The organism is Allobaculum fili (assembly GCF_020969955.1).
GTDB lineage: Bacteria > Bacillota_I > Bacilli_A > Erysipelotrichales > Erysipelotrichaceae > Allobaculum > Allobaculum fili.
In genome coordinates, this window is record NZ_JAHDSX010000049.1 from 1 (window position 1) to 16,483 (window position 16,483).

At 49.3% G+C, this 16,483-nt stretch carries 14 protein-coding genes and 1 tRNA gene; 3 read left to right on the forward strand and 12 right to left on the reverse strand.

What is annotated here, in order from left to right; all coding sequences use genetic code 11:
* Positions 1-286 precede the first annotated feature (286 nt).
* Complete coding sequence (gene agaF / locus Afil_RS09150; protein WP_230268255.1) at positions 287-718, reverse strand: PTS galactosamine/N-acetylgalactosamine transporter subunit IIA; 432 nt, start codon at positions 716-718, stop codon at positions 287-289.
* Complete coding sequence (locus Afil_RS09155; RefSeq protein WP_230268256.1) at positions 718-1,929, reverse strand: SIS domain-containing protein; 1,212 nt, start codon at positions 1,927-1,929, stop codon at positions 718-720. Before Afil_RS09155 ends, agaF begins: the two co-directional genes overlap by 1 nt.
* Positions 1,930-2,414: 485 nt before the next feature.
* Here Afil_RS09155 and Afil_RS09160 point away from each other — a divergent pair, with 485 nt between their 5' ends.
* Entirely contained in the window at positions 2,415-2,996 is a 582-nt protein-coding gene (locus Afil_RS09160) for a hypothetical protein (protein WP_230268257.1), read from the forward strand.
* A gap of 122 nt (positions 2,997-3,118) precedes the next feature.
* On the opposite strand, the gene Afil_RS09165 is transcribed toward Afil_RS09160, so the two are convergent.
* The 9 genes from Afil_RS09165 to Afil_RS09205 all read right to left on the reverse strand — a co-directional run bounded on the left by Afil_RS09165 (position 3,119) and on the right by Afil_RS09205 (position 14,691).
* Positions 3,119-3,988, reverse strand: a complete 870-nt coding sequence (locus tag Afil_RS09165) for an aldose epimerase family protein (RefSeq protein ID WP_230268258.1) — start codon at positions 3,986-3,988, stop codon at positions 3,119-3,121.
* 196 nt (positions 3,989-4,184) lie between these two features.
* A complete protein-coding gene (locus tag Afil_RS09170) occupies positions 4,185-4,976 on the reverse strand; it encodes an HAD hydrolase family protein (protein WP_230268259.1) in 792 nt (263 codons plus the stop codon).
* Positions 4,977-5,131: 155 nt separating this feature from the next.
* A complete protein-coding gene (rpoD, locus tag Afil_RS09175; RefSeq protein WP_230268260.1) occupies positions 5,132-6,322 on the reverse strand; it encodes an RNA polymerase sigma factor RpoD in 1,191 nt (396 codons plus the stop codon).
* A 13-nt stretch (positions 6,323-6,335) separates the two neighbouring features.
* Positions 6,336-7,292 (reverse strand): patatin-like phospholipase family protein, encoded by a 957-nt coding sequence (locus Afil_RS09180; RefSeq protein ID WP_230268261.1) that lies wholly within the window; start codon positions 7,290-7,292, stop codon positions 6,336-6,338.
* Entirely contained in the window at positions 7,285-8,457 is a 1,173-nt protein-coding gene (locus Afil_RS09185) for an NAD(P)-dependent malic enzyme (RefSeq protein WP_230268262.1), read from the reverse strand. The genes Afil_RS09180 and Afil_RS09185 overlap by 8 nt, the downstream gene beginning before the upstream one ends.
* Positions 8,458-9,189: 732 nt before the next feature.
* The gene (gene pepT, locus Afil_RS09190) at positions 9,190-10,398 is read right to left on the reverse strand and encodes a peptidase T (protein ID WP_230268263.1); all 1,209 of its coding nucleotides are present in this window, start codon (positions 10,396-10,398) and stop codon (positions 9,190-9,192) included.
* A gap of 365 nt (positions 10,399-10,763) precedes the next feature.
* Entirely contained in the window at positions 10,764-12,362 is a 1,599-nt protein-coding gene (locus Afil_RS09195) for a putative manganese-dependent inorganic diphosphatase (RefSeq protein ID WP_230268264.1), read from the reverse strand.
* A gap of 84 nt (positions 12,363-12,446) precedes the next feature.
* Complete coding sequence (locus Afil_RS09200; protein WP_230268265.1) at positions 12,447-12,620, reverse strand: hypothetical protein; 174 nt, start codon at positions 12,618-12,620, stop codon at positions 12,447-12,449.
* 76 nt (positions 12,621-12,696) lie between these two features.
* Positions 12,697-14,691: a discoidin domain-containing protein gene (locus tag Afil_RS09205; protein ID WP_230268266.1), complete on the reverse strand. Its 1,995-nt coding sequence runs from the start codon at positions 14,689-14,691 to the stop codon at positions 12,697-12,699.
* Between Afil_RS09205 and Afil_RS09210 the strand changes: the two genes are divergently transcribed.
* Complete coding sequence (locus Afil_RS09210) at positions 14,663-14,983, forward strand: hypothetical protein (protein WP_230268267.1); 321 nt, start codon at positions 14,663-14,665, stop codon at positions 14,981-14,983. The genes Afil_RS09205 and Afil_RS09210 overlap by 29 nt on opposite strands.
* Before the next feature lie 214 nt (positions 14,984-15,197).
* A tRNA-Thr gene (locus tag Afil_RS09215) sits at positions 15,198-15,271 on the forward strand.
* 244 nt (positions 15,272-15,515) lie between these two features.
* Here the strand turns inward: Afil_RS09215 and Afil_RS09220 are convergent.
* Complete coding sequence (locus tag Afil_RS09220; RefSeq protein WP_230268268.1) at positions 15,516-16,097, reverse strand: Maf family protein; 582 nt, start codon at positions 16,095-16,097, stop codon at positions 15,516-15,518.
* Between the last annotated feature and the right edge of the window lie 386 nt (positions 16,098-16,483).

Here is a 16,483-nt window from a genome sequence, read left to right on the forward strand (position 1 = left end):
GATCCGAAGTATGAAGAAAACGATGAAGAATAAAAAATACGCCAAGCGGGATCTCGAAAGGGATCCCGTTTAGCGTATCTAATATTCAGTCTCGCGTATACCCGTCGATTGTTTGACACTTACTTTTTTCGTTGTCCAAATCAAATATCGTCCTTTACTGAACGAAGAAAAAGAGCACGCATCAAACGGAAGATGCGTGCTCTTTTGCTATACAGAAAAATGTCGTCGTTGCGGATGCTCTGTTTTCTCTTTGAGTTTGCCCTGAGGAAACGAGCGAATCCGGGAATTAGATTCCGTCGGAGAAATCGTCGGATTCAGCTGCAGGAGCCTTGAATTCGAAAGCCTGTACCTGGTCTTTGCCGACTGTGATCGCCTGTTTTGCCAGCTGATGAATGTCATCCATGAACTGACGAACGAGGTTGATTTCTACGAGCATGCCAAGGTTTGTACCGGCTACAACTTCATAGCCTCTTGGGAAGCCGAGTTCTACGCTGACTTTGAACGGCGAACCGCCAGCCAGGTCGGACAGTACGAGTACAGACTCGCAGTCTTTCAGGTTGTTCATGGCTTCTTCAAGATGAGCAGCCAGATCATCGGTCGAATCGGTCAGGTTGAAATCTACCGCATAGTAGTTTTCGGCCGGTCCGGCAATAACGTTTAAAGCTTCAGTCAGACCAGACGCAAAGTGTCCATGTCCGGTTACGATAAGTCCAATCATTATGCGTTTTCCTCCACAGTGACTTCAGTTTCCGATTTGAGTTCGTAAGGATAGATGGTAACGCCCTGAACAACGCGGTTAACTTCGCCAGTTGGGCATGGGTTATCCGGTGTGATGCCAAGAGAGATGGATTTGAACAGTGCGATTACCTGAGCAGCCAGGATGTAGTCGAAGGCAAGGTACATGTTGTCTTTTGCGAAGAGCAGACCAAAGTCGATATAGAGGTCAACGAGTTTTTCGATGTCTTCGTATTTACGAGCGGCTACGGCTACCAGTTTGTTGCCCTTTCTCTGGGAAGCCATTTCCTTAACCAGGTCGTATTCATACTGTCTCTGATATGGATCATCAGAAATGTAGATAACGGTCAGGGTTTCGTCGTTAACAACAGATTTTGGTCCGTGACGGAAGCCAAGCGGAGAATCGAAGGTTGTTGTAACCTGGCCTGCAGTCAGTTCGCAGATCTTCAGCTGGGATTCCTGAGCGATGCCTTTCAGAACGTTTGCGCCAAGGTAAACGATACGGTTGAAGTCATAGGATTTAACCAGATCTTCACAGGCTTTGTAGCCATGGTCGAGGAAGTGCTGTCCTCTGAGGATAACGTCTTCCAGACGAGCTTCAGTTTCTACCAGGTGATCCAGGTTGAAGCAGAGCATAGCAGCCAGCATCATGTTGGAGAAACTGGAGGTCATGGCGAAGGACTGGTCGTGAGTCTCTTCCGTCAGGTTGATATCGAGGGCGTTGTCGCGTGCAGCAGCAGCTTTTGCGAGTGCGCCGTTCTTGTTGCAGGTGATGAACAGATGGTAAACGTTCTTGCCGCATACCGCGTCTGCTACCTGAACTGCGCCTACGGATTCCGGAGAGTTGCCAGAACGGCCGAAGCTGACGAGCAGAGTCTTGCGGTTTTTGTCGAGGTAGTTTTCTGGAGTTTCTACCAGGTCAGTCGATGCATAGGATTTTGCGCGGAAGCCTGTGCAGGTGTTGATGAAAGAATAGAGGGCATTGCCGACATATTCACTGGTTCCAGCACCGGTGAAGATGATATCCAGGTTTGGATCTTCCAGAAGCGGATCGATGAATGCCTTAATTTCGTCTTTCTTTTCTTTAATCTGTTTGAGTGTTTTCTTCCAGGTGTTCGGCTGCTGGTAGATTTCCCGAGCTGTCCAGATGCCGTTTGCGCTTTCCCAGAAGTTCTCTTCATGACCAAAAATCATGTTTGATTCCTCCTTTAAAGTTGGTTTCATTATACTTTGATTTACACTTTTACGATTATCCGACGACATTTTTGTTTAAAAAGTGCAAATCAGCGAACGGATTTTTTGAAGTCCATTCCTCCCTAATATCGTACTCTGTCTCAAGCCGGATTTGAGCAAGAAATAACCCCTGAACGGATATTTTTTTGAGTTTTTTTGCCCCTTTTATCCGGATCCAGTACATCATTTTTCCAGTATTTTGATTTTATCGTCTCGATCGGATTGGTTGATTTCACCGACAGTTCCTGTTTCTATTCGCTGCCCGTCCGGATCGGTGAAGCATCGTCTCTTCTTTTTGACGGAGGCATTTTCCAGAAACAAAAGAAAAGAAAAAATCTGCGCTGCGCCCGATCTGCGCAAAGGCGAGCGTACGGTCTGCCGAAAATAGCTTTTACTTATGTTTGCTTCTCTGGCTATAATAGAACTCAATGAAAGGAGCTTGCTCTATGGCTCAGAAATCATCAGCCAGCCGTAAAGGACGTACGGTCTCTGCACCGATCGATCCCGAACAGCCCGTTGGTAAACATTTGTTTTTCGATAACAAGAGACGTCTGATTTACGTTTCTCCGCTGCTTCACAAAAATCTGTATCTTCCAAAATACGACTACAAGCGGTTCAACCGCTACAATTCCCGCTTTATCGTCGCCGTCGCTACGATCATGATCTGCGGTTCGGCATTGACCGACTGGTTCAAGATGCCTATGTGGATCGCTTTTGTATTGGGCGCTTTAGTTTTTGCCGGTTTTGAATGGAGTTTCTACAAATTCCAGAAAGGCCTGACCGTCGTCAGTGATTTCGACCCATCCAAAGCTACGCCAACGGTAAGCTCCGTGATTTCTTCGGATATGCGGACGAAGACCTGGCTCAAAATCATTCTCTTTATTGTTCTTGGTGTTCTGCTGGTCGTAAATGCCTACCAGTCCCACTATTCGCAGCAAGTCATCATCCTCTGCTGGTGCGGTTTGGCAGTCTGCGTTTACATGGCGATCAACCTGCTCATCATGTTGTTCCGATCTCCAAAAGAATAAAGAACAGGGTACGGCTCTTTCCTGCCCTGTACTGACGCCAAACCCATCCAATGAAAAATCCGCCCGGGCGATCCGAGCGGATTTTTTGTATTCTTTCTGATTGTTTTGCGTATGGAGTGAACTTACGTCAGACTTTCAATGGTATATTGCGCATTGAACGTGTCTCCCGGCTTAAGAGAAAGTGTGCCTTCGCGTTTTTCAAACGGGCCGTCGACCTTTTCAAAATCGGTATGGCCAAACCAGGGTTCGATGCAGATGAAATCGCTGCTGCGATCCGCATTCCACAGAGCTACCGTCGGGAAACCTGCAAAGCTCATTTTCAGGCGCTGTTCATCCTTATAGAAAAGCGTCGCTTCCCGGGCTTCGATCTGATCAAAAACGAGCGTCGCGTATTGATCCATATCTTCGTGATTGCATTTCCATGTATCGAGAATGACCGGAACACGTTTTACAGGCGAAAGATCCGGGAAAAAGACGATCTGATCCGCCATGGATTTGGGTTCAAAGGAGATGGAGAAATCTTCAAACACTTCGTCGGCGTTCTGTACGGTTTTAAACGCTGGATGAAGACCGAAGGAAAACGGCATCGTCTTATCGCCGGTATTGGTAATCGCATACTGCACACGTACACCGTTTTCGAGGAGCGTATAGATCAGTTCAAAATGGAAATCAAATGGGTATTTCTTCAGAGTTTCCCCATTCGAATCGAGGACATAGACAATACGGTCATCCTGAATGCTGCCATCCAGATTTTCATAGCGAACCAGTCCATGGTTTTTCATCGCATACGTTTTGCCTTCGATTTCGTATTCCCCGTTCTTCCATGTCTTTCCAATGGTCGGAAAGAGGGAGGGATTGCGGCCCGACCAGCCCTGATCGGCCTGATACAGAAGTTCACGGCCTGCTTTCTTATCGAACAGGCTGATCATCTGTGCCCCTGGATTATCGGTGCGCAGAAGCATGCGTTCGTTTTCAATTTTTAATGGATTCATTGAAATTTCCTTTCCGTTCTCCTGATGAGTTAAAAGCGCTGTGCTCGAACAGTCTGGCCCCTGAAGGCGCATCCTGCGAACGGTTCCTCCCTTTTTTGAAGCCTGTTCACCTGTTAGCGGACAGACACATGGCCTTTTCTATATGGAGTATATGGAGAGACAGATGAACGTTCAAAAGGCAGACTGCATTTGCGCTCTACAATCCGGTTCCGGCGCGTTTGAGACGTCTTTTTTTGAGCCAGCTGGATACGCCTTCTTCCTGAACGCTTCCAATGACTTCATCGGCGGCCTCTTTGGCTGCTTTTTTGGCGTTGCCAACGGCTACGCCATATCCGGCGGCTTTGATCATCTTCACGTCGTTGAGACCATCGCCTACCGCAATTGTCATGCAGGGTTCGTGGTGACGGGACAGTTTTTCCAGCGTCGACTCTTTGGAAATGCCGGGCGCCCGGATTTCTACACATTTACTGTAGAACACCTTGGAGCTGTCTGGAAGCAAAGCCGCAATCGCATCGCGTGTTCGCGAATCGTCTGTCCAGATAATGATGTTGCATACGTCATCGCCGACCCATTCCTTCGTCTTTGGCGTAACCATATACAGCTTTCTCCAGTGGTGGCGGACTTCCTTGGGCGCTTCGGAATTAAAGAAGTTGCCGTCGGGTCCGGAATAGCGCCAGAGCAGATGGTTTTCCCTGCAGAAATTGCGAATCGTTTTTACATCGCTGTTTCGAATCAGACGGGCATCGACGAGCTGTTTGTTCTCGTCATAAATGGCCGCACCGCCTTCCAGAATCATTCCGGAAAAAGGAAAACGAATGAATTCCGCTGGAAGATGCGCCATTTCGTAAGGCGAACGGCTGCTGACCAGATAGATCAGATCGCCCTGATCGACCAGATACTGGAACTCTTCCGTTAAATGCGAATCAATTTCATGAAATTTATTGTTGTAGAGCGTTCCATCTATATCAAACAAATAGACATGTTTCATTTGGATTTTCTGTCCCTTTCAGATGTTCTTGAAAACATCTTCGATGCTGACTCTTCTGCATGCGCAGACAAGGCCTTTGTGACCATTTTAATTTACATTTACAAAAAAAGCGAAGCGTTGCGCTTCGCCATTTCTATTTGAACCTGAGTTTAAGCTTAGTTTTCGTGGAAGACAGAAAGCAGTTTGGCTCTCTGCGGTCCTTTCAGTTTCTTGATTGCCTTGGCTTCAATCTGACGGATTCGCTCACGAGTAACATTGAACTTCTTGCCGATCTCTTCCAGTGTCCAGGTACGGCCGTTGTCGAGGCCGAAACGCAGACGAATGACTTTTTCTTCACGTTCGGTCAGTGTGGACAGAACTTCTTCGATCGTCTCTTTCAGAAGCTGGTTATGTGTGTATTCTTCCGGGGTGACGGTGGACTTATCTTCGATGAAGTCGCCCAGGAAGGTGTCGTTTTCATCGCCGACAGGCGTTTCCATGGAAACTGGATCGAGGGCAGAACGCTGGATTTCGTTTACGCGTTCGGCGGTCATGTCTTCCATCTTCTCCGCGATTTCTTCCGGAATCGGGTCACGGCCCAGATCCTGAACAAGCAGACGCTGGATTCGCGTCATCTTGTTGATGGTTTCTACCATATGAACCGGGATACGAATCGTTCTGGCCTGGTCGGCAATCGCACGGGTGATTGCCTGACGGATCCACCATGTGGCGTAGGTCGAGAACTTGAATCCCTTCGTATAGTCGAATTTTTCTACGGCTTTGATCAGACCGATGTTTCCTTCCTGAATCAGATCCAGGAAGAGCAGTCCGCGGCCGACATATTTTTTCGCAATCGATACAACCAGACGAAGGTTGGAGTCAATCAGGATCTGCTTGGCTTCCTGATCGCCTGCTTCAATTCGTTTGGCAATCTCCACTTCCTGCTGGGGAGTAAGAAGAGGAATGGCACCGATTTCTTTCAGATAGGCTTTTACCGGGTCGCTGGTTTTCGCATTGCTTGTATCCGCAAAAGTACGTTCCAGACGGGCGAGTTCTTCCTCTCGGCTGCTGGCTTCTGAATCTTCCGAATCTTCGTCCTCTCCATCGTCAAGAGAATCGTCATCGCTGTCCAGTTCTTCGATGTCTTCGTCATCGTCACTGTCGGATCCATTGATGCTGATCTTGTTTTTCTGACACCAGAGGATAAGAGAATTCAGATCGCTGTCCGAGAGATTCAGCTCGTTCAGAGCTTCCATGAACTCTTTCTGATCGAGTTTCGCCCCGGCTTCTTTTGACGCTTCGAGCACCATTTTGACATCATCAATCGACGAAAAGCTCAGTCGCTTTTTATTCTTCTTTGCGGCCATTCAAATCTTCCTTTCAGACTTGTTCTAACGTGTTTACTACCATATTGGCACAGATCGTTTGGTTTGATTCGGCAGATGCACCAGTAGATTCTTCGCAAGGATTCATCCCCGCGCAGAATTTGCGGATCTCCGGCAGACGCTGGCGGGTCTCCTCTATGCCCAGTTCGTACCACGGTTTCAGTTTGTTCGGATCCGTAGTATAGCGGGTAATATGCATGTCTTTTGAGGGGCGAAGAACAAGCGCGCGTCCCTCATCTTCCAGCCGGTCAATCAGGTCCCATTGTTCCTGGTAGCGGATGTGCCGTTTTTTCAGATGATCCGTAATGACCGGATCACGATAAATCAGCCGGGCAAGCCAGACCTGCCATTTTGGTGCCGGCTTGCGGCGGTATCCTCTTTCTTTTGTGGAAAGGATAACTACCTTTTCACAGCCTGCGTCGAGAGCCTGCTGAACGGAAATCATATCGACCAGACCGGCATCAAAATATTTTTTGCCGTTCCAGCGATACGGTTTGGCCAGAAGCAGCAGTGCGCAGCTGGCCTTGATCAGCGTCATGCTCTGATCGACATAGGGCTTTCCAAAGTATTCCACTTTGTTTTCATCCATGTCATACACGCCGATTTCCATGTCCGTAGAGGATTGGAAAAAGGACTCGAAATCGAGCGGTGCATGTTCTTCAATATATTTATTGGTGGCTTCCAGACCGAAGAGTCCGCCTTCCTTAAAAAGGGGAACGATGCCGATAGCGCCCTTCTGATCCGCCGCTTCAATCGTGGTCACTTTCAGTCTGTCAATCTGACGGGATACGTAAGCCAGAAGGACTTCCGACCCCGAGGAAATGCCGACGGAGTACGGGAAGTAGATTTTCTCTTCGAGAAAAGTCTGCAGAACGCCTGCGCTGTAGGCAATTTTCGTTCCGCCGCCTTCTACAACCAGTCCGCATTTGTACTTATACTGTTTTTCAGACATTCCGAACGCAGCCTTCTTTTCTGGCCTGGTCGGCTACTGCTTTGGATACTTTGTCTTTTACGCGCGGATCGAGGGCGCTGACGATGACATAGTCTTCCTTCAGATCCTCATCGCTGATCAGCGAAGCCAGCGCTTCAGAAGCCGCGAGTTTCATGCCGTCGGTAATGCGCAGAGCGCCGGCATCCAGAGCACCCCGGAACAGCGCCGGGAAAATCAGAACGTTATTGATCTGGTTGTCAAAATCGGAACGTCCCGTACCTACCACGCGGGCACTGGCTTTCTTAGCAAGAGCCGGATCGATTTCCGGAACCGGGTTGGCCATGGCGAATACGATCGCGTCGTCGTTCATCGAACGAACCATGTCTTCGTCCACCAGACCGGCAGCCGAAACGCCAATGAAGACATCGGCGCCTTTCATGGCATCGCGCAGCGTACCCGGCTTGCCGTCCGGGTTATATTTTTCGGCGAGTTCCTTCTGCATTTCGTTGCGGGCGTTTTCTTTGGTCACGATACCTTTGGAGTTGCAGAGAACGATGTGGCGGAAACCGTACTGACCGAGCAGATCGGCAATGGCGCATCCCGCGGCACCGGCGCCGGAGAAGGCAACGCGTACGTCTTCTTTTTTCTTACCCACAAGTTTCAGGGCGTTAATCAGAGCGGAAAGAACGACGCAGGCGGTTCCGTGCTGGTCATCGTGGAAGACCGGAATGCTCATGCGTTTCTGCAGTTCTTTCTCAATATAGAAACAGTTTGGAGCGGAAATATCTTCGAGGTTGATTCCGCCAAAAGACGGTTCGAGCGCAGCGACAATTTCAATGATCTTATCGGGATCCTGCTCATTGAGAACCAGAGGAATCGCATTGACATCACCCAGTTCCTTGAACAGCACACACTTGCCTTCCATAACAGGAAGGCCGGCCAGTCCGCCGATGTTTCCAAGACCAAGTACAGCCGATCCATCCGAAACAACCGCAATCGTGTTCGAACGTCCGGTATATTCAAAGCTTGTCATAGGATCTTTTGCGATTTCCAGACAGGGAGCGGCAACGCCGGGGGTATAGGCGATAGCCAGATCTTCATGGGTTTTCAGAGTCGGTTTGGAAACGATATCCACCTTTCCCTTCCATGCTTTATGAGCTTCAAGCGCCTTCTTTGCGTAATCCATGGTTTTCTCTCCTCCAGTTTTTTCTCTTAACAGTCTTTTCCAGCCAAAACGAAGGCTTTCGCCCGCGTTTGTTCGGCCGATGTTCTGATTTTGCCCATCGATTCATTTTTTGGGTACGGGCACTCAATCATAGCACAAACGGCCTGTTTTTCTTTGAATTTCACTTTATTGGATTGATTTTTCCAATAAATTTTCAGCCTGCTCGTTTTTTCCTTGCAAAGAAGAAGTTCCTGTGCTTTTGGATTTGCGGCGATGGATATTCTCCACGTGTGCAATACTCCCTCTGTCTTTTCTTTGACGACGGTTCCTGTTCAAAGCGTCGTAAGGCTTTAAAGCCGCTTTACTTTGCGACAAGAGTGTGTTAGCAAGCTGTACTTTCTATTGTATTCAAAGCGCCCGTTTTGCTTGCACTTTTTTATTACTTTCTACCGAAAATTCAATTTTCTGGCTTTTGAAACCGTTTCCCGTTCACTGGATCTGCGTTTTAGCGAACCTTTTGTCCAGAGTGTTTGACCGACGGATGTAAAACCGGGTTTCTCTTCTTTATTTTTCGCCTTCTGTCAAAAACAGAGGCCCGAGTCGGGTCGGGCCTTGTGTGTTTTTCGGTTTGTCTGTGTTGATCAATTTTTTCTGAACGAAATCTCTTCTGACGTTCGCAAGGCAGAGCACTGACGACATCTGGAAGATCGGTTGGAATCCGGTTCTTCGTTCTCAGATGTCTGCGTGTACGACCTAGTCCAGATTGCCTTCAAGCAGGTGCAGCAGCACGTCTGTCATCTTTTCCATTTTCTGGATGGAGACGAATTCATAGCGTCCGTGGAAGTTATTGCCGCCGGTTCCAAGGTTTGGCGTAATCAGGCCTTTCCAGGTCAGACTGGCTCCATCGGTTCCGCCGCGGATCGGATCGCTTTTCGGCGTAATGCCGCAGGCTTTCAGAGCCGCCTTGGCGCGCTCAACCGCGCGCATGTCACCATGCATGGCATCTTCGAGGTTGTAGTACTGATCGCGCATCGTGATCGTGGCGCAGTCTGGCCACATTTCATTGATCACATTGGTCATGTCTTTCATCAGCTGTTTTTTCTGTTCGAATTTTTCCCGGTTATGATCCCGGATAATATATTGGAGAGACGCCTGATCGCAGTCGCCCTTCACTTCCAGAAGATGGATGAAGCCTTCGGTGCCTTCGGTAAATTCCGGGCGGGCCCACTGCGGCAGCATGGACGCGAACTGGACAGCAACCGCTGCTGCGTTGACCATCTTGCCTTTCGCCGATCCAGGATGAATGGCCTGTCCTTTGAACTGGATCTCAGCCATTGCGGCATTGAACGTCTGATAATCGACATTTTCAATTTCTGCCCCGTCGACTGTATAAGCGTAGTCGACCGGGAAGCGATTCAGATCGAAATGCGCCACGCCGCGGCCGATTTCTTCATCCGGGGTAAAGGCCACCATGACTTTTCCATGCGGCTTGCCGGACTGAATCAGCTGTTCGAGCGTCTCCATAATAATGGCGCAGCCGGCTTTATCATCCGCGCCGAGCAGTGTCGTTCCATCAGTGACCAGAATGTCATCGCCAATGACTTCCTTCAGCGAAGGAAACATCTCCGGATTCATGGAATAGTCCTTGCCTAAGGCAATCGTTCCGCCATCATATTTGCTGATGCGCTGCGGATGAACGTTGGCGCCGCTTAGTTCCGAAGCGGTATCCATATGCGAAATCAGACCGATGGCATCGCCCTGAAATCCCTGGGTAGCCGGAATTTCTCCATAAACGACACCATATTCAGAAAGTTCCACGTTGCTTACGCCGATCTGCTTCAGCTCTTCTTCCAGTTTTCTGGCCAGAACGAGCTGTTTTTTCGTCGATGGGGCGGTTGTGGACGTTTCATCGGACTGTGTATCCAGAGAAACGTAATCCAGAAATTTATCGGTTACACTCATGCTTTTCTCCCTCTTTTCCTCTGCGGGATTCGCTTCCTCCTTCCCGTTCTGAAAAGGATGAGCTTTCCTGCACTTCGTCTTGCGACAGAAAGAAATGGATTTTCTTTGAGCCGCTGACGAATCGTACAGTCTCCGCAGACAGTTTCTGCTTTTATAGTTTCTATTATAGGCAGTTATTTCTAAACGCCTGAAATTGCGCTCAGAGCAGCTGTCTGGCTGCTTCGAACCGTCTGAACCAGAAGAAAGCAGAAGAAAGCAGAAGAAAAGCGGTCTTAACGCTCCCTGGACGATAGATCACCGGTGAGCGGAAGACCGCTTTGTTTTATCGATTTTAAAACTTCAGACAAATTCTAAAATCCTGTCCATCAGCGCAGAGCCGCGCTCAGACCAGGAACAAACTGTTTCTTTCTGGAGACGTAGCCGAGCTCTTCAAATTCCTTGAGAATCGGACGGATTCGGGCGGCTTCCGGACCGGCAGCGATAAAGTGCGAACCGCTTCCTTCCACATTGGTAAAGGCCATGACCCAAAGACCGATCTTGCGGTTTCGGGCTTCCTTTTCCATATATTCTTCAAAGTCATCGCGGATGCGTTCGACATCGGAATAGTCGAACACCAGTACCTGACTGATTTCCGTCTTCACACCGGAGAGATCGAACTCCTTGCAGTCCTGATACAAAATTTCCTTGAACTCCTTGCCTTCGATCGTGGCGGTATGGCGAAACAGATCTTCGGCCATTTCCGCGGCGTTCAGACCGTACTCCTGTTCAATGTTACGAGCTGTGATCTGGTCGGTCATCGTGCAGGTCGGAGATTTGAAGTTCATGGTGTCGCTGATCATCGCATACAGAACCAGCTTGGCGATTTTCTCATCCATGCGGATATTCAGTTCCTGATACATCAGGGCAATGATCGTATTGGAAGAACCGACGATCATGTTGCGGAACACGATCGGTTTGGTCGTTTCAATATCGCCGATGCGATGATGGTCGACAATCTCGAGAATTTCGCCCTGTTCGCGATCGTCGATGGACTGCTTGCTTTCGTTATGGTCGACCAGAATAAACTTCTTCGGTTCGGCCTTGAGCAGATGGTAGCGGGCTACCGCACCGACGATCTGGTTTCCGACAACAACGGGATAGGAAGAATGCCTCGTCTGCAGCATCTTCTTCTCGACGTCTTCGAGATATTCAGAAGGATGGAACGCCACGGCTTTTTCCTTTGGCGTCATGATCATGCGCACCGGAATCGAGCGGTAGATCATCTGAATGATCTTCATCAGGTTGTACGGCGTACTGATCAGCGTAACCCCCATCGCTTTCGCCATTTCAAAAATGTAGTCGTTGGGGACAAAGCCTTCGGCAATGACGATCATGGCGGCCCCTTTGGCCATCGCCTTGATCATGTCGTCTTCATGATCGTTGAGCACCATGATCGCGCCGGTCAGGTCGCGCTCCATCATCTTCTTATCCGCGATGCGAACATCGCCGCTTTTGGCGCGGGTTCCTTTAAAAAGGATTTCACCGTGAACAACGTCCTGGATATTTTCGTCCGGCGTATCCTTGAGCAGCTCGCGGGTGATATTGAGATCCTGCATCTGGATTTTGGAAATATCGGCCAGGGTAACCATGCCGGCATAACGGGCTTCGTCATCGAGCACGTAAATGGTTTTCGCATTATTTTCCAGCATCAGATCCCAGCCGTAGCGCAGCGTGTCGTTCTGATTGATCAGCGTTGCCTGGTCAATTTCAATTTCTTCCAGCGAATTCTTGGCCGTCGACAGACGGATCGGCGCGGGTACGCCGACTTTGTCCAGAATGTATTTCGTCTCCGGATTCAGATGACCCAGACGGGCCGGTACTACATTTTCCCCCAGCTTCTGTTTCAGAGCCGCCAGAGTAATGGCACCGCATACCGAATCCGTGTCGGGTCGTTTATGACCAATTACATATACGGGCTGTTTCATATTCATTCCTCATGATTTACTGTATGATTTTTCGTTTCAAGTATAGCATGAACAGGATACCCGCTTTTTGCCCCCGTGTCTGATTCAGACACCTTTTTCAACGATTGCACTTTTAGAAAAGGCATTCGAAATCCCTTTCATCGTTTTGAGGAAAAGAGCAGCGGATGAAGAGCGGCAAACCAACTGGGTTTCAAATTCCCGATTCGGCTTCTTTCCCAGGAAAAACGCAGGATCAGAAGCGCCTGGATCCTGCGTCATTGGCTTAAAGCTGTCCTTTGTGGGTGATCTTCTTTGATGATCCGTTCTCGCACGAAACACGAAAAAGCGATTTTGTCTAAGCCGGAAGACGGGAAGCGTCCGGAAGCCGGCGCAGTGCAAGAAGACGATTTCCCAGATCTCTGGTCATCGCATTGACCGTCTGCTGCGCAGTTACAGTATCGAGAAGATCCTGCGCTGCTTCGGCCTGTGTCAGAAGATTCGTTTTGTCTTCCCCCTCCGCAAATTCATTCAGCTGCAACGTATGGGTTTTGTTCAGAGCACATTTCAACAAAGACATATCCGGCAGAGAACGGACAGTTTCGATCAGGCTGTCCGCCTGTTCAATGAGCGCCTCAATCTGCTCGTCCGTTGTATCGACGGTGAGCTGAACGTTCTGCCACGAATCGCTGAGCGTCTCAAGCTGTTCTTTCAAAGAAGAAGGAAGGACGTTCTTTTCTTCTTCTTCCTGAAGAATCGCATCAATCGTTTCCATGCGCTCTTTTAAATCGAGAAAGGCATGACTGCCTGTCGCGCTGATTTCCGCAATATGGAACGAGTTGTTCACATTGCTTTCAACGCCTTTCAGACGGATCCAGGAAACCAGCCGGTCTCCGTCAAACGTATACGTATCGCCAGATTCCGTTGAAGCGGCCGTACTGGTCTTTTCCCCGATCTTTTCCCAGGTTTTGCGATCGAGTGATCCGTACACTTCATATTTATAGTATTTCGACGCGTTAATCCGGGTCGTCACCGTAAGCGAATCCAGCAGAACGGGATGATCGAGCTGAATATCCACACACGGATTCAAGGTATTGGAGCTGCCGTCCCAGAACGTCGATGTATTTCCGTCCACCGCAAGCCAGGCATGGGAATCCCCCCACGTTTGGGAAGGATAGACCCCTTGTTCAAAACAGAGACTGGACGATTTGCGGGAAAGCCATTCGGCAATTTTTTCGCACAGTCTGGCTGTCTCTTCCTGCGTTGCCGCCGCATTGGCCAGCAGCGTTTCGCCTTCCTGCGCCAGTCTGGCGATTTTCTCTAATGTTTTTGGATCGTAATCGGCTGCCGAAGCCGCTTCGGCTTTTTTCATGAGCTGTTTTAACGGTGCTTTATCGACCGTATGATCGAGCGTTCCCTTGCGAGACTGATTGAACATCCAGTCGATCGCATCTTCGAGATTGGAGACACCGTTTCCGTCATCGTCGAGCGTCTTGCTCCAGGCGTAGTTCCAGCAGAAGTGGGAAGTGCTGTCGTATTCGGTATACGTCACATTTCCATACGGAGCCATCGCTTCGTACATTACCCTTCCCGCAGCGGAGGTAATGGTCGGATCGTTTTTACAGTGGTACATGCGAATCTGGGTTTTTGAGGCATTTTCCGCGAGTGTCGGATCCCCGATTCCGCACATCGGCATAGCCGCCGCAAAAAGATATTCGTCATCGCGCAGCAGCAGATCCCAGGTGGCGCATCCCCCCATGGATTCGCCGGAAAGATACGTGCGATCCAGATCGGTATGGTATGTGTTCTGTACCTGCTTGATCAGGTTATACGCCGCGTCGAGATTCTGAGAGCGTTCCCTTTCCTGCATATCCCAGTTCGAACGCTTCCAGTAATTGCCGTTTACCGTCAGCCCCGGCAGATTGACCCAGCGGTCCTGTTCATTGCCGTCGTTTAAATACGTTCCGTTCACCGTCGCCTGTGGTGTCTGCGGCATCAGAACGATTGCCTTGCGAACCGGATTGTCCCGATCCGCCAAAAGCTGATAGCCCATGCCATAATGACGGTTGACGACCGTTCTCGTTTTCCCGCCGTCGGAATAGCCGTGCATGTGAACGACAAGCGGAAGATCTTCTTCAACGCTTCCGTCCGCATTTTTGGGTACGTACAGCCAATAGCTGAGGGTCACCCCGTTTTCATCGGTATAGTCGAGCTGCTGCAGGCCGGTCTTTTCAATCATGTCGCTCGTTCCCTGATCGCTTCCGGCAACAAATCCGTACAGGCTCGGGTTTTGCGTCGGGGCATCGTTGGCCGCCAGTACGGGCATGCCAAACGCCGAGCAGCTCAGGCTCATTCCAAGAAATCCTGCCGCCAGCCGTTTTCTGAATTGCTTCATAGTTTCCTCTCTTCGTTTTCTCTTCTTCCATTTTGTACGCCGGACTGAACCTTCATGGACGCAGGTTTCTGCTTTGCCTGTGCCGTTTCCGACGTTTGATGGTTTCAATTTACCATTGGCTTTTTTTGCAGTCTTTGCCCGTATAAGGAAAGAAATCGTCTATTCCGGCAAACTGTCCGGCCGTTTTTTTGAAGGCTTGGCGGCCCTGGGACTGGAGAGAAAAGAAACTCTGTCGTATACTCTTGCATGAGGCTTGAAGAGCTTCTCTTCAAAACGCCGATCCATTCCTCGGGAAAAGCGGGCGGTCCATACCGTCTGCGTCCAGTGTCTGGATTGCCTCAGTTATTATCTGTTCTCAGCTATTTTTAACCCAGTTTCACTCTACAACAATTTCTGAAAAAGTTTTTCTGAATTTGTTGACTCCCCTACAGGGAATTGGTAATATAAGTAAGTCAGGTCAAGACGCCGGCATAGTATAATGGTAATACACGTCCATGGTAAGGATGAGCTCGTGGTTCAATTCCGCGTGCCGGCACCATTTGAAAATCAACCGCTCAAATGAGCGGTTTTTTTATTGTCCAGATTTTTTCGTGATCGGTTTCGATCGTTCGACTTCGATCTGGCTGTCGATCCATTCGGATTTGCGTCTGGATCAGCTTTGCGTTCCAGACGCCTTTCATCAAAAAAGCGAGCCGCTGCAGACTGAAATGCTTTTCGCATTCTCTGCCTGCCGGCTCGCTTTTTTCTTTTTTGTCTTTTCTTTTTCGGTACAAGCAGCTGGATCATGCCTGCGCATTTGTCTGCGGCACATCGGCGAGGGATCGGCTTTCCAGCCAGTTTCGAACGAGTTCCACCGGGAGTCCGACCACATTCGTGTAGGATCCGTCAATGCCGTCAACAAAATCGACATCCTGAATCCCGTAGCTTCCCGCCTTATCCAGACACGTTCCCTGCTCGACGTACGCCTGAATTTCTTTATCGCTCAGATTTCGAAAATGGACAACCGTCGTTTCCACTGTCGAGATCGTCTGCTTCTCCTCCATTAAAACGACTGCGGTTTTCACTTCATGACTTCTGCCCGAAAGAGAGCGCAGCGTTTCAAAAGCTTCGGCTTTCGATTTGGGCTTTTGCAGGATCCGGCTGCCGTCCACAACGATCGTGTCCGCGGCAAGAACGATGGATTCGGGATGAGCCTGAAATACCTCTCTGGCTTTAGCCAGCGCTACATCGCGCTGAGCTTCATCGATCGGACCAGAATGGAAGACTTCGTCCCCTTTTGCGGGAATGCACTCAAAATCGGAAACAATGGTTTTCAGCAGCTCTTTGCGCCGGGGCGACTGGCTGGCAAGAATCAGTCTGGACATAAGAAAACTCCTTTCGGTTCATGCGATTTTCTCTTTCCCTATCCTATCGCATTTTCTTTTCGACGTTCGACTCTTTCTCCCTGCCAGCTCCTCAGGTACAGTATCCTTCTCTTTTTCTCAGGCAGTCGTCGGTTTTATGGATTTCGAACCGAATCCATTGACGAAAGCTTCCGTTTTGCGTATTGCGCAGGTACTAAGAACGACAAGGAATTCTACGAAACTTATACGTGTAAAAGGGTCTCCAGCCAGAGGCCTTTTTATGTAAGCGTCAAATAAAAGACGGGTATTTTCTCGACCGCCTCCTTGGGATAATTCCTTTATTCAAGGAGGCTTTTTCATGGAATCAATCATCCCTGCAATCGATCTCGGTATCGATTTCTCCAAAG